Source organism: Paenibacillus motobuensis (assembly GCF_039521865.1).
GTDB lineage: Bacteria > Bacillota > Bacilli > Paenibacillales > Paenibacillaceae > Fontibacillus > Fontibacillus motobuensis.
Genome location: NZ_BAAACX010000012.1, coordinates 1 through 12,508 on the forward strand (window position 1 = coordinate 1; position 12,508 = coordinate 12,508).

Here is a 12,508-nt window from a genome sequence, read left to right on the forward strand (position 1 = left end):
GGCCTGAGGTGGAAGTGCAGCAATGTATGGAGCTGACAGGTACTAATCGGTCGAGGGCTTATCCACAAATCTTAAAATGCAAATGAAGTTTCGTATCCAGTTTTCAGGTGATCAAGCCTGATAGTTAATGTTCCCTGATAGCTCAGTTGGTAGAGCACTCGACTGTTAATCGAGTTGTCACAGGTTCGAGTCCTGTTCGGGGAGCCATTATGGAGAGGTGTCCGAGTTGGCCGAAGGAGCACGATTGGAAATCGTGTAGGCGTCACAAGCGTCTCGAGGGTTCGAATCCCTCTCTCTCCGCCATAATTGTCTTACATGTTATACTATATTGCATGGCCCGTTGGTCAAGGGGTTAAGACACCTCCCTTTCACGGAGGTAACAGGGGTTCGAATCCCCTACGGGTCACCATGTATGGAGGCTTAGCTCAGCTGGGAGAGCATCTGCCTTACAAGCAGAGGGTCAGCGGTTCGATCCCGTTAGCCTCCACCATACAATTGACGCGGGGTGGAGCAGTCCGGTAGCTCGTCGGGCTCATAACCCGAAGGTCGTAGGTTCAAATCCTGCCCCCGCAATTGGTTTCAATCTCATAGTGTGGAGCCGTGGTGTAGAGGCCTAACATGCCTGCCTGTCACGCAGGAGACCGCGGGTTCGAATCCCGTCGGCTCCGCCATTATTCCTAACGGAATAAGAGTATTGATTTATCAATAAAATATGATATAATTTTTATTACTGTCATTATTATATGGCTCGGTAGCTCAGTCGGTAGAGCAGAGGACTGAAAATCCTCGTGTCGGCGGTTCGATTCCGTCCCGAGCCACCATAATATGAATAATGACAAAGCGCCGGTGTAGCTCAATTGGTAGAGCAACTGACTTGTAATCAGTAGGTTGGGGGTTCAAGTCCTCTCGCCGGCACCACATGGAGGCTTAGCGAAGTGGCCAAACGCAGCAGACTGTAAATCTGTTCTCGTACGAGTTCGGTGGTTCGAATCCATCAGCCTCCACCAGTTTTATAGGGGCATAGTTTAAAGGTAGAACAAAGGTCTCCAAAACCTTTGGTGTGGGTTCAATTCCTGCTGCCCCTGCCATTTTTTAAAAAGAAAAGAATATTTATTATGGCGGTCGTGGCGAAGGGGTTAACGCACCGGATTGTGGCTCCGGCACTCGTGGGTTCAAGTCCCATCGATCGCCCCATTTAATTTTAAAATGAGTATTATTGGGGATTAGCCAAGCGGTAAGGCAACGGACTTTGACTCCGTCACTCATAGGTTCGAATCCTATATCCCCAGTATTTATATGCGGACGTGGCTCAGCGGTAGAGCATCGCCTTGCCAAGGCGAGGGTCGCGGGTTCGATTCCCGTCGTCCGCTCCATCTATTTCATGGCGCCATAGCCAAGTGGTAAGGCACAGCTCTGCAAAAGCTTTATCCCCAGTTCAAATCTGGGTGGCGCCTCCATTTAAATTTTGCGGGAGTGGCGGAATCGGCAGACGCACAGGACTTAAAATCCTGCGGTAGGTGACTATCGTACCAGTTCAAGTCTGGTCTTCCGCATTGTTTGAACTCATGCGCCCTTAGCTCAGCTGGATAGAGCGTTTGACTACGAATCAAAAGGTCAGGAGTTCGAATCTCTTAGGGCGCGCCATATAACTAAACATTTGATTATGCCGGTGTGGCGGAATTGGCAGACGCGCGCGACTCAAAATCGTGAGGGAAACCGTGGGGGTTCGAGTCCCTTCACCGGCATCACACAGACGGGTTTATAAAATTGCTTAAGGGCAGTTTTATAAACCCGTTTTTGTTCTACTTATAAATAAGCACTACAAAAATACTCCCGAAAGCATACCGTTGACTTGGATGCTTCCGGGAGCTACTTGTATGATGAAGAAAGTTACAGCTGAATCCGATATAAGCTAGCTTCTCGCTCGCTGATCCATCCGATAGGTCTTCACAGCCGGAGGGGTATAGTTTGCGAATTGATCCAGAATACCACTTGGGGTAGTGTCTGTAATGACCATGGAGCGATAGTTGTCGTGCATGAATCTCTCTTGGGTCATATGATCGAACAGAGCGATCAGGGAGTCATAATAGTGATTGATGTTTAGAAGCCCGCATGGCTTATGGTGCAATGCTAATTGCCCCCAGGTTAGGATCTCGAAGTATTCCTCCATCGTTCCGGGACCCCCTGGCAGGGCGATAAAGCCGTCAGCCAGTTCAGCCATCTTTGCCTTTCTCTCGTGCATGGAATCCACGATGATCAGCTCTGATAGAGTTGTATGGGCGATCTCACGGTCCTGCAAGAAGCTTGGTAGAACTCCTATCGCATGTCCGCCTCTCTCAAGGACAGAGCTGGCTACTTCACCCATGAGTCCGACGCTTGCGCCGCCGTAAATCAGTGCAATGCCGCGTTCGGCTAGTTCATAACCTAACGCCCGTGCCCCCTCTTGATATACCGGGGATGCTCCAATACTGGAGCCGCAATATACTGCTATACTTTTCATAGTTCAGCTTTCTCTCCTTCACTTGAATATCTGCCTTTTAATTTGGCTTGATGGGATAGAAATATTTCTTCCAGAGAGATGTCGTATCTGTTTGCAATAATCATCAAATTTCCGAGCACATCTCCTAATTCCTCGATCAGTTCCTGTCTGTTCTCTTCAAATGTGCCCTCGATCTCATCCGGCCGGTCTCTGCCGATCTCTAATGCCCGAATGGCTCTTGCCACCTCACCGGTCTCCTCTGCAAGGAAGCCGATGCGTACGAAGATGTCCAGATCAGACCAGCCTCTGTCCTTATAATGCTGCTTCACCCATTGTTGAAATTCAGTTATATCCAATTCAGAACCTCCAAGACTGACATTCGGAACGAATGTTCCCTTTTTAGTATATCTTATTATTACTTCGAATTGGAAGCAATAAATGATTACAAGGGGTAGAGAAAGGGGTCACTGGATAATACGATGAATATGAAGCAAATATGCCTTTCGATTCAGCGGATTAGGGCGGCTTCTACATTTTTCCGGGGGTGCACCGGCAATGGGATAATACTCTCCCGGCTTAGTGGAGAGAAAGCCTTCTCCTCCTGTAAAAGAATACAGCACCTGCTTCAACGAATCAGTATTACGAACCGGAAGGGCTCCCTGGAGGCTATATCCGTTTGGCTCAGAGGTTGGATCGGAAAATGTGGCCTGCAGCATAGTTAAATAATATAGGGCCTTATTCAAGCTGGATTCCGGAATACGTAGAAAATAGCTGTGGTAAGGCTCGTAAACCAGAGTACTTGCTTCATGAAGCGCCTTCATCAGGACTAGAGGCACGAGATTGCGAAAATCGCCAGCAGTCGTCACCGGACTGGAATAACCCGTGTGTGTCAGCGTGACGATCAAATCTCTTACTTCCCATCCAAGCAGTCCTTCACGAAGTGTATCTTCAACACTTTCTTTAATCGCCCTTTGAAAAGGCAAGGGCAGTGAGCCGAGCTCCACTTCCAGACGATATTGCAGTCCTGAGCTGACTGCCCCAGGCTCAATTCGGAAGCCTACTGTGGCATAGAATGGGTTGCCTGCTTCGCCCATAAATTCGACCGCGAACCCGCTGGATACGGGCCTTTCAATGCAGATGACTTCGGGATTGGAGAAATCCGCTTCAAGGCCAAATTGATTTTTTAAAGTTTCTTCAATGACTTCTTTCTGAATGTCCCCGAAAATTTTGATGCTCATTTCATGATTTGCAGGGTTCTGTGCATATTGAATGAAAGGATCTTCAGCATTCAGTTCCGCTAATGCCTCATGAAGGCGGTGAGTATCCTCGATTTGCCGAGCGGCAATCTGAATACGGATTGGTGGTTCCTGGAAAGCCATCACCTTCATACGTTCGGAGCGCTGTCCGAGAATATCGCCGATCCGTAAATCTGTACCGAACAGCACAGCTATGTCCCCACTGCTCACGCAGGAGGCTGAAGTTCTTCCACCGAGCTCCAAAGTTTCAAGCTTCTTGATTTTAAAACCGAATTTCTCGTCTGCATCTGCCCGAACAACGACAATTTCACTGCGAATAGTCAGGCAGCCTTCATAGACCCTGATGTAAGCGAGTCTCTCACCAGCAACGCTCTTTCCCACTTTGAAAACGATAGCAGATAGAGGAGCTTCATCACGGTGAAGGTTGATCGGGAAAAATTGACGCAAATACTCCAATAATCGGTCAACGCCGATCCCAAGAGCGGCCGATCCCGCAAGCACGGGGAAGATCTTGGCTGTTCGGGTCTGCACGCACAATTCTGTAAACAGCTCAACGTCCTGAATCATTACATTCTCGATATAGTCGGATAACAGACGCTCATTATGGTTCGACAAGCGCTCCACCCATACATCTGTCACTAACTGGCGATCTCTTATTGCAACGTCAGGGCTGCCTTCATTGCTGATTTCTGTTAGCTCAATAACTGCATCCGTAAGCGAAAGCTTGATTTCTTCTATAACTTTGCCGTAATTTGCACCGGTTCGATCGATTTTATTAATGAACAGAATCGCCGGGATTTTCAGCTCCGTCAATGTGTTCATCAGTACTTTGGTTTGCGACTGAACTCCCTCCACAGCGGAGATGACGAGAATTACTCCGTCCAGGACACTGAGGGAATGCTCTACCTCTGATATGAAATCGGCATGACCTGGTGTATCAATCAGGTTGACCTTCACGTCTCCGATCCAGAAGGATACCGCAGAGGCTTTAATCGTGATTCCTCTTTTCCGTTCCAATTCCAAGGAATCCGTTACTGTATTGCCTTTATCTACAGAGCCAACGGCATTGATAATACCTGTCTCAAGTAGAATTCGTTCCGTTAAAGTTGTTTTTCCAGCGTCAACATGGGCAAGTACCCCTATATTTATCGTTTTCATTATATAACCTCACTATTTTGTTCATTAGATGGAATGTTCCTTTCGTCATATCGTTTTTGAATTGCCGCATGTATAACGCCTCCATTTATTTAAGTTGAATTTAGTGTAGCATCATTTATGACTTTTTAACTGAACAATATGTAAATTTATGTAAATTATGAATGGAAACTTTAGTTATAGTTGTTTTCGGAATGTAAGAACTCGTAGAATAAGGAGAAATAGAACTTAGAGGAAGGCAGTGGACGGATTGATAATCAGCGCCAGCAGAAGGACGGATATTCCCGCTTTTTTTGGAGATTGGTTCATGAAGAGGATAGAACAAGGCTATTTCTACAGGGTGAATCCGTTCAATACAAAGCAGGTCAGCGGTTTTAGCCTGAAGCCGGAGGACGTGGATATGATCGTGTTTTGGACGAAAAATCCGCGGCCTTTTTTGAATCATCTGTCTGCATTAGATGACAAGGGTTATAGTTATTACTTTCAATTCACGTTAAATGACTATCCGTCCGAATTTGAGCCAAATCTTCCGGCGCTGGACAACAGGGTGGAGGTATTCAAAAGACTAAGCCAACAAATCGGTTCGAATCGGGTAATATGGCGCTACGATCCAATCATTATCAGCAGCCTGACGCCAGTAGAGTATCATTTACAGCGGATTGAGGCTTTGGCACAGCGACTGAACTCATACACCCATCGGCTAGTAATCAGCTTCATGGATTTCTATGGGAAGACAGAGAATAAAATTAAGAAGCAGCCAGGCCTAAATGATGTTTCTTTCACAGATATAACGAAACCGGAATATAAAGAGCAGCTTGAAGGGATGGCACAGCAGCTAAGCCGTATTGGTCATGCCAACGGAATGCAGGTCGAGACCTGCGCTGAGGCTGTAGAGCTAGCTCATTGCGGGATTCAGCATGGGAGTTGTATAGATGGGGAATTGATCTCTAGGCTGCTTGGTAGAGATATTCAGGCCACGAAGGACAAAAATCAGCGGGGAGCCTGTCAATGTGTCGAATCGGTAGACGTTGGGGCATACAACACCTGCAAATTTAACTGTATGTACTGCTACGCTGTGCAAAGCGAACAAGCGGTGAATAAGACGTTGAAGCATCATGATCCCGACAGTCCGTCCCTAATCTATCAGTATGATCAAGAGATCGATATAAGGAAATCGTAATTCGATACTTCCTTCAAGGCTACTTGTCAAGTGTCCAGCATCACCGTACAAATTTTTTCATTATGTTATACTCTCTGGGCATATTTCGATAACAGTTGGTTTGGCCCCTTAGCAGGAGGGTATTTACAAAAAATTGTATGAAGGATGAACTAAATGCTAGTAATTAAGCGAGATGGTTCAGAGGTTGCGTTCAATCAGCAGAAAATTATAGATGCGATTTGCGCAGCCATGAACAGTACGGAGAAGAAAGTAGATTTGGAGCTTGCTCATAAATTAGCGGACAAGGTGATGCACAAGATCTCCAAACTCGATAAAGTAGACATTGAGCATATCCAGGATGAAGTTCAATCTGCACTTATGAATAGTAGAAGAAAAGACGTCGCCGAGGCCTATATCGGCTATCGTGAGGTCAGAACCTTGAAGCGGCGCGAGCGCAGCAGCCTGGATCGGAAGGTACTCGGACTGCTCGAGCTGACGAATGAAGAGGTGCTGAAGGAAAATTCCAATAAAGACGGGGCGACGATTCCAACACAACGCGATTTGTTGGCCGGAATAATGGCTAAGGACTTCGCTCAGACCTATATGATTCCTAAACGCGTGGTTGAGGCTCATAATAGCGGTGATTTGCATTTTCACGATCAGGACTACAGCCCATATTTTCCAATCTATAATTGTATGTTGATCGATCTGAAGGGGATGCTCGAGAATGGCTTCAAGCTCGGCAATGCTCAGATAGAGACACCGAAATCGATTACCACGGCGACTGCAATTACTGCGCAGATTATTGCCCAGGTAGCCAGCCACATCTATGGTGGGAATACGATCAATGAAATCGATAAAATTCTGGCGCCCTATGTCCTGGAATCATTCAAGAAGCATTATCACAGGGGCTTGGAATGGCTGTATATGCTGGAGGAGTCCGAGATCAATGAGCTTGATATCTCTTGGGAGAATGAAAAATTGCACGAGAAATATCCTCGTTGCTTGGACTATGCGAAGAAGCTGACGGAGAAAGAGACCTTCGACGCCTTCCAATCTCTTGAATATGAGATTAATACGCTCGTGAGCGCTAATGGGCAGACCCCTTTCAGCACGTTTGGCTTTGGCCGCGGCTTGTCTTGGGCTGAGCGTCAGATTCAGATATCTATACTGCAGAACCGAATCCGCGGTCTGGGCAGGGACGGGAAGACGGCTATTTTCCCGAAGCTGATCTTTGCTATCGAGGATGGCGTTAATTTGAAGCCAAACGATCCTAACTACGATATTAAGCAGTTGGCCTTGAAATGCAGCACGCTGCGCATGTATCCGGATATTATATCTGTTCCAAAGGTGAAGGAGATTACGGGTTCTTTCAAATTTCCAATGGGCTGTCGTTCTTTCCTGGGGGTATATGAGGAGAATGGAGAGCTACTGCATGATGGACGTTTCAATATGGGGGTTGTGACCGCTAATCTACCTCGTATTGCTATTCGTGCGCAAGGTTCGGAGGGGAAATTCTATCGGCTTCTGGACGAGCTGCTGGAGGATTGTAAAGAAGGGCTGCTCTATCGGATTGAGCGGCTAAAAGGGGTAAAGGCCAAGGTGGCTCCGATTCTGTACATGGAGGGAGCGGCGGGCAGCCGGCTTCAGGCAGAAGATACGATCGATCACCTGCTGGAGAATGGCCGGGCTAGCATTTCGCTTGGTTATATCGGTATTCATGAGACGATGATGGCCCTATACGGCAAATCCATATTTGAAGATGAAGTGCTCCGGGCCAAAGGTTTGGAGATCGTCAAATATTTAAGTCGTAAGACAGCGGAGTGGAAGGAAGAGACGGGGTACGGCTTCAGCTTGTATTCAACCCCTGCGGAATCCTTGTGCTATCGCTTCTGCAAGCTGGATGAGGAGAAATTCGGCGTAATTCCTGGCGTAACGGATAAAGGGTATTACACGAATTCCTTCCATCTTGACGTAAATAAGAAAGTGACTCCGTTCGAGAAGATTGAATTCGAGAAGGTGTATCCGCAGCATGCGAACGGTGGCTTTATCACCTATTGCGAGTTCGACTCCTTGGTGAATAATTCTGAAGCACTGGAGGCCGTATGGGATTACGCCTATGAAAGAGTACCTTATTTCGGGACCAACACACCGACGGACAAATGTCTGGAATGCGGCTATGAGGGGGAGTTCGAGGCGACTAACAGCGGATTCCAATGTCCGAACTGCGGCAATAGCAACCCGAAAACTTCATCCGTCATCCGGCGCTGCTGCGGTTATTTATCGGAGCCAAGCCAACGTCCGTTCAACGCCGGTAAACAGAAGGAAGTTCTGTCCCGTGTTAAGCATATGTGATGCCTATGTATATTGCTGATTATAAGAAGTTTGATGTCATCAATGGAAAAGGGCTGCGCCATTCGCTGTTTACTTCGGGATGTACGCATCACTGTAAGGGCTGCTTCAATGCGGCTACCTGGAATTTCAACTACGGGACGCCTTATACCAAGGAACTGGAGGATCGGATCATCGCCGATTTGAATATGACGGATGTGAAGATAGCGGGGCTATCCATATTAGGAGGCGAGCCCTTTCAGAATGTGGAAGTTCTGTCCCCGTTAATCTCAAGGGTCCGTAGTGAATGCCCCGGGAAGGATATTTGGATCTGGTCCGGATATACCTTTGAGGAGATTGTTGCGGATGCCCATAAGCTGAAGCTGCTCTCAAACTGCGATGTTCTGATCGACGGCAAATTTATGCTGGAAGAACGAAATTTGAAGCTGAAGTGGCGTGGTTCAAACAATCAGCGAGTCATTCATATCCAGGAAAGCCTGAGGGCAGGGCAAGCTATTTCATATGAATAATAAAGAGAAGCCGCTCTTTCCGTTATCATTGGAAAAAGCGGCTTCTTAATTAGCTTTTGATCGTGATTTCACTATGTGGATCGCAATTTTTAACAATGGATTTGAGACGGCTGAGCTCCCAGCGATGGCATTTGCAATGGAGTAGAGCATCCTGACTTGAGGACGATTCCTCATAGCTGGATTCACGGTTCAAATAAAGAGCGATCTCTTGCTGAATTTCTTCACTTTTACGACTGCTGATTATTACAGAGACATGGAGTCTTATACCACGAAGCGATAGTTTGACCGATTCAAAGACAAAGATATAAGCGATAACTGAATGCGTTGCCTGTTCAAAGCCAAGCAGCCAAATGGCACTGACGAATATAAGGCAGTTGAACAACCAGATCATTGCATCTGTGGATAGTGGCAATCTGCAGTGCAGCCAATCGAATAGCTTCTCCGATGCATCCAGAGCCCCGCCGAAGCGAACGGCGAGACCAACCCCAAAGCCTAATGATAATCCTCCGGCGAGTGCAGCCGGAACCGGATTACTGGTAAGCGCCGGGAAGGGATGGAGCATAAATGATCCGAGCGATAGTACAAGCAGTCCCAGGATGGATAGAGATGTGAAGCCGCCGATTCGCTTCCAGCGCTGCAACATCAGCAGCGGCAGATTAAGCAGAAATAAGAACAGGCCAAGCCTCATCTCTGTATAAAAGGCGAGTAATGCCGATAGTCCGGTCATCCCGCCTACGATGATTCCGTGTGGCATCAGGAACAGCTCCAGGCCGATAGAAGCGAGTAACGCTCCGGCAATGACACCCAATACCCTTGTAAGCCGGGAGTTGGGAACTTTAGCGTGAAGCTGCCGCTTCACGGGAGAGAATAACGTGAATTTGCCGTTCAAGTTCATTTCCCCTTTCCAAACCGTATTGCCTGGCGGGATAGTTATAAGATACTATCCGAAAAGCAGCGGTTTAGGAAGGACGGTTCTCTTCCTGAAGTATGCTTTGTTAGACCAGGCGTTTGTGATAGGGTACATCAATCGTACTGGAGGAACGTCATCAGTAAATAATCGATTTGCCGGATTAAATCAGGCTGGCGGTAGTGCTAAGAGTCTGCGCCAACCTGACTTCAAATCCGATGTGCTCTAAATCAAGAAATTCCACTCAATAATATCTGTCTAATCTGTTGCTGATGAAGACGCTCGCCAAGAACGACTACCAATGCATCCGAAGTAAGTAGTAAATCCGGTCCTGGATTGATGTGTTTGGAATGGTTCTTCTCAATTACCGCGATAATGGTAGCTCCGGAGCGCTGGCGAATGCGCAGGTCACCGATCGTCTTGCCGATCGCTTTATATTGAGGATCAAGTCTGTACCACTCAATAATAAGATCACCAAGAGCAACTTCGATATTTTCGAGAGCAGTCGGTTTATAGGTTATTCCGCCAATAATAGCTGATACATATCTTGCCTCATCATCGTTAAGTGTAACCAGCGAGTTGATCTCGTCATGGTCATCTCTGTCATAATGGAACACTTCACGTCTGCCGTCATCATGAATAATAATGGCAAGCTTATCACCGCTTTTGGTTTCGACTACGAATTTTTTACCGATTCCTGGCAAATCCGTTTCTTTGAGATTCATTTTACTTCAGGCCTCCAGTTATAAAAATGACAAATAAGGAAAAGCATATAGCAATAAATCCCTCCGAAATTGTTACAGGCAACAAATCGACAAGGATTCTTGTGCTTAAGTCACAAACTTGCTGGTAAATTTTATAGGTGTTAAAAGGGTGCGCTTGAGGCGCAGAGAGAAAAGCGGTCGAAAGGAACCTCTAGGTGTGGTCAGCAAATAATATGCCGTAATTGACAGTACCCAGAGAAATTGAACAAATGCTTTCTCGAGGGGAAGTTTATTCGGAAAAAAAGTGCTAGCTCTTACAAAATGTCGGGTAGGATGGTTCGTCTTATAAATATGCTTATAGACCGACTTTTGATGCTCCCCCTGTTCGGGGGCTGTTTCTCCCGAGTAATTAATAAGAGAGACAGACATGACTAAGGCGAGACTGAGAATAATAAGAAAAATGATTGCGACATTTCCTCTATTGCTCGTCGTCACGGCTGCCCCCCCCTTTTGATAGCTAGGTACTTTAAAGATAGCATAAAACGCCTGATATCACAAAAGAAAAGAGTCGCTAAAAATACCTCAGCAGGATGTAAACGCTGGATATCACGATTGACAGCAGCATGAACGGAAAACCGTATTTCAAGAACTTCATAAAGCTGATGGGCTCGTGCTCTTTTGCTGACATTCCGGCTGCGATCAAGTTAGCGCTGGCCCCGATTAATGAGCCGTTGCCGCCAAGGCATGCCCCGAGCGAAAGACTCCACCATAATGGCTCAAGATTAGAAATCCCCATGTTGCCCATATCCTGAATCATCGGGATCATCGTAGCTACAAAAGGAATATTGTCGAGAAAAGCGGAAGCGATCGCGCTGAGCCACAGAATTAACATAGAGCTAAGCAGCGGATCTCCGCCCGTCAGATTTACGGTACGCTCAGCAAGCAGCTTGATGGTTCCCGTTTCAACCAACCCACCAACAAGTATAAATAACCCAATAAAGAAGAAGATCGTCGGCCATTCCACGGACTGGAACGCTCTCTCCATGACCTGTTCTCCAGTTAGAAGGAGGAGAAGGAAAGCACCAGTTAAGGCTACCGTCGCTGATTCAAGATGCAAGCTCTGGTGTAAGAAGAAACCTAATAAGGTTATGCCTAGGATGATCAGCGATTTAATCATGAGCTTGGAATCCGTAATTAGGCCGTCCAGCTTCATATTCATGATGACTTTGCGGTTCTCCTCAGAGGTCGTCATGCCTTTCTTGAAAATGACAGTAATTAATGGAATCGTAGCGGCCATGATAAAGATGACTATCGGCGCAAGGTTCGTTATGAACGAAATAAACGTCAAATCTTTGGCGGCGCTTCCGATCATAATATTAGGTGGATCACCAATTAAGGTCGCAGTACCCCCGATATTGGATGCAATAATCATCGAGAATACATAAGGGAACGCCTTGATCTCAAGCTTGCGGGTAATACTGAAAGCGATAGGTACCATAAGAATAATGGTCGTTACATTATCAAGAAATGCAGAACCTACAGCTGTAATTATCATAAGTAAGCACAGAATCATTACAGGCTTGCCCTTAGCCTTCTTCGCCGTCCAAATACCTATATAATTGAAAAGCCCTGTCTCGGCCATCGTATTGACGATAATCATCATGCCGATCAACAGCCCCAGTGTATTGAAATCGATGTGATGAATCGCCATATCCTGATTGATAATGCCGAGAATGAGCATGAGTGCGGCACCGATCATGGCGATCACGGTACGGTGAACCTTCTCAGAAATGATGAGCGCATAGGTGAGCAAGAATATACCAATGGCCCATATTGCTTGATGTTCCATATTTTCCTCCAAACGATGACAGATAGGATTGCCGTTATTTTTCCACGTGAAGGCTACATTATCCAGAGAATGGATTTCAAGGACAAAAAAGAGCCCGCAACATGGCAGGCTCCTCCGTTAACTGTCGTCTTAAGTTGT

10 protein-coding genes and 17 tRNA genes are annotated in these 12,508 nt (G+C 46.6%); 21 read left to right on the top strand and 6 right to left on the bottom strand.

Annotated elements, in window-relative coordinates:
- Positions 1–131: 131 nt before the first annotated feature.
- The 17 genes from ABD014_RS14205 (at position 132) to ABD014_RS14285 (ending at position 1,745) form a co-directional block, all read left to right on the top strand.
- A tRNA-Asn gene (locus ABD014_RS14205) sits at positions 132–207 on the top strand.
- 4 nt (positions 208–211) lie between these two features.
- Positions 212–303 (top strand) — tRNA-Ser (locus ABD014_RS14210).
- A gap of 31 nt (positions 304–334) precedes the next feature.
- Positions 335–409: transfer RNA gene (locus ABD014_RS14215), tRNA-Glu, on the top strand.
- 5 nt (positions 410–414) lie between these two features.
- Positions 415–490 (top strand) — tRNA-Val (locus tag ABD014_RS14220).
- Between the two features lie 9 nt (positions 491–499).
- Positions 500–573, top strand: a tRNA-Met gene (locus ABD014_RS14225).
- 21 nt (positions 574–594) lie between these two features.
- Positions 595–671 (top strand) — tRNA-Asp (locus tag ABD014_RS14230).
- A gap of 74 nt (positions 672–745) precedes the next feature.
- A tRNA-Phe gene (locus ABD014_RS14235) sits at positions 746–821 on the top strand.
- A 21-nt stretch (positions 822–842) separates the two neighbouring features.
- Positions 843–918: transfer RNA gene (locus tag ABD014_RS14240), tRNA-Thr, on the top strand.
- A 3-nt stretch (positions 919–921) separates the two neighbouring features.
- Positions 922–1,007 (top strand) — tRNA-Tyr (locus tag ABD014_RS14245).
- A 7-nt stretch (positions 1,008–1,014) separates the two neighbouring features.
- Positions 1,015–1,088: transfer RNA gene (locus ABD014_RS14250), tRNA-Trp, on the top strand.
- A gap of 30 nt (positions 1,089–1,118) precedes the next feature.
- Positions 1,119–1,194, top strand: a tRNA-His gene (locus ABD014_RS14255).
- 23 nt (positions 1,195–1,217) lie between these two features.
- Positions 1,218–1,289: transfer RNA gene (locus ABD014_RS14260), tRNA-Gln, on the top strand.
- 9 nt (positions 1,290–1,298) lie between these two features.
- Positions 1,299–1,373: transfer RNA gene (locus tag ABD014_RS14265), tRNA-Gly, on the top strand.
- A gap of 10 nt (positions 1,374–1,383) precedes the next feature.
- A tRNA-Cys gene (locus tag ABD014_RS14270) sits at positions 1,384–1,457 on the top strand.
- A gap of 10 nt (positions 1,458–1,467) precedes the next feature.
- A tRNA-Leu gene (locus ABD014_RS14275) sits at positions 1,468–1,553 on the top strand.
- Positions 1,554–1,567: 14 nt separating this feature from the next.
- Positions 1,568–1,644, top strand: a tRNA-Arg gene (locus ABD014_RS14280).
- Positions 1,645–1,665: 21 nt separating this feature from the next.
- Positions 1,666–1,745, top strand: a tRNA-Leu gene (locus ABD014_RS14285).
- A 167-nt stretch (positions 1,746–1,912) separates the two neighbouring features.
- On the opposite strand, the gene ABD014_RS14290 is transcribed toward ABD014_RS14285, so the two are convergent.
- The 3 genes from ABD014_RS14290 to ABD014_RS14300 form a co-directional block, all read right to left on the bottom strand.
- On the bottom strand, positions 1,913–2,500 hold the full coding sequence (locus ABD014_RS14290; protein WP_343862181.1) for an LOG family protein: 588 nt from the start codon (positions 2,498–2,500) through the stop codon (positions 1,913–1,915).
- Complete coding sequence (locus ABD014_RS14295; protein WP_251415211.1) at positions 2,497–2,835, bottom strand: MazG nucleotide pyrophosphohydrolase domain-containing protein; 339 nt, start codon at positions 2,833–2,835, stop codon at positions 2,497–2,499. Before ABD014_RS14295 ends, ABD014_RS14290 begins: the two co-directional genes overlap by 4 nt.
- A 108-nt stretch (positions 2,836–2,943) precedes the next feature.
- Positions 2,944–4,893, bottom strand: a complete 1,950-nt coding sequence (locus ABD014_RS14300; protein ID WP_343862186.1) for a GTP-binding protein — start codon at positions 4,891–4,893, stop codon at positions 2,944–2,946.
- Between the two features lie 238 nt (positions 4,894–5,131).
- Between ABD014_RS14300 and ABD014_RS14305 the strand changes: the two genes are divergently transcribed.
- The 3 genes from ABD014_RS14305 to nrdG all read left to right on the top strand — a co-directional run bounded on the left by ABD014_RS14305 (position 5,132) and on the right by nrdG (position 8,910).
- Positions 5,132–6,070, top strand: a complete 939-nt coding sequence (locus ABD014_RS14305; RefSeq protein WP_343862188.1) for a DUF1848 domain-containing protein — start codon at positions 5,132–5,134, stop codon at positions 6,068–6,070.
- A 153-nt stretch (positions 6,071–6,223) separates the two neighbouring features.
- Positions 6,224–8,404: an anaerobic ribonucleoside-triphosphate reductase gene (gene nrdD / locus ABD014_RS14310; RefSeq protein ID WP_343862190.1), complete on the top strand. Its 2,181-nt coding sequence runs from the start codon at positions 6,224–6,226 to the stop codon at positions 8,402–8,404.
- Positions 8,405–8,409: 5 nt separating this feature from the next.
- Complete coding sequence (gene nrdG / locus ABD014_RS14315; protein ID WP_343862192.1) at positions 8,410–8,910, top strand: anaerobic ribonucleoside-triphosphate reductase activating protein; 501 nt, start codon at positions 8,410–8,412, stop codon at positions 8,908–8,910.
- A gap of 49 nt (positions 8,911–8,959) precedes the next feature.
- Here nrdG and ABD014_RS14320 read toward each other — a convergent pair whose 3' ends face one another.
- Entirely contained in the window at positions 8,960–9,799 is an 840-nt protein-coding gene (locus tag ABD014_RS14320) for a YitT family protein (protein ID WP_343862194.1), read from the bottom strand.
- On the opposite strand from ABD014_RS14320, the gene ABD014_RS14325 reads away from it, so the two are divergent.
- Positions 9,783–10,046: a hypothetical protein gene (locus tag ABD014_RS14325; protein ID WP_343862196.1), complete on the top strand. Its 264-nt coding sequence runs from the start codon at positions 9,783–9,785 to the stop codon at positions 10,044–10,046. The genes ABD014_RS14320 and ABD014_RS14325 overlap by 17 nt on opposite strands.
- Before the next feature lies 1 nt (position 10,047).
- Here the strand turns inward: ABD014_RS14325 and ABD014_RS14330 are convergent, their stop codons facing one another.
- Positions 10,048–10,542, bottom strand: coding sequence for a cation:proton antiporter regulatory subunit (locus ABD014_RS14330; protein WP_068778038.1), 495 nt, complete (start codon positions 10,540–10,542; stop codon positions 10,048–10,050).
- Positions 10,543–11,092: 550 nt separating this feature from the next.
- Complete coding sequence (locus ABD014_RS14335) at positions 11,093–12,370, bottom strand: ArsB/NhaD family transporter (RefSeq protein ID WP_343862201.1); 1,278 nt, start codon at positions 12,368–12,370, stop codon at positions 11,093–11,095.
- Positions 12,371–12,508 lie beyond the last annotated feature (138 nt).

What these genes read in the sequence shown, in the direction of transcription:
- ABD014_RS14330 (WP_068778038.1), bottom strand. Translation starts at nt 10,542, where the DNA reads ATGAATCTCAAAGAAACGGATTTGCCAGGAATCGGTAAAAAATTCGTA.
- nrdD (WP_343862190.1), top strand. Translation starts at nt 6,224, where the DNA reads ATGCTAGTAATTAAGCGAGATGGTTCAGAGGTTGCGTTCAATCAGCAG.
- ABD014_RS14335 (WP_343862201.1), bottom strand. Translation starts at nt 12,370, where the DNA reads ATGGAACATCAAGCAATATGGGCCATTGGTATATTCTTGCTCACCTAT.
- ABD014_RS14300 (WP_343862186.1), bottom strand. Translation starts at nt 4,893, where the DNA reads ATGAAAACGATAAATATAGGGGTACTTGCCCATGTTGACGCTGGAAAA.
- nrdG (WP_343862192.1), top strand. Translation starts at nt 8,410, where the DNA reads ATGTATATTGCTGATTATAAGAAGTTTGATGTCATCAATGGAAAAGGG.
- ABD014_RS14290 (WP_343862181.1), bottom strand. Translation starts at nt 2,500, where the DNA reads ATGAAAAGTATAGCAGTATATTGCGGCTCCAGTATTGGAGCATCCCCG.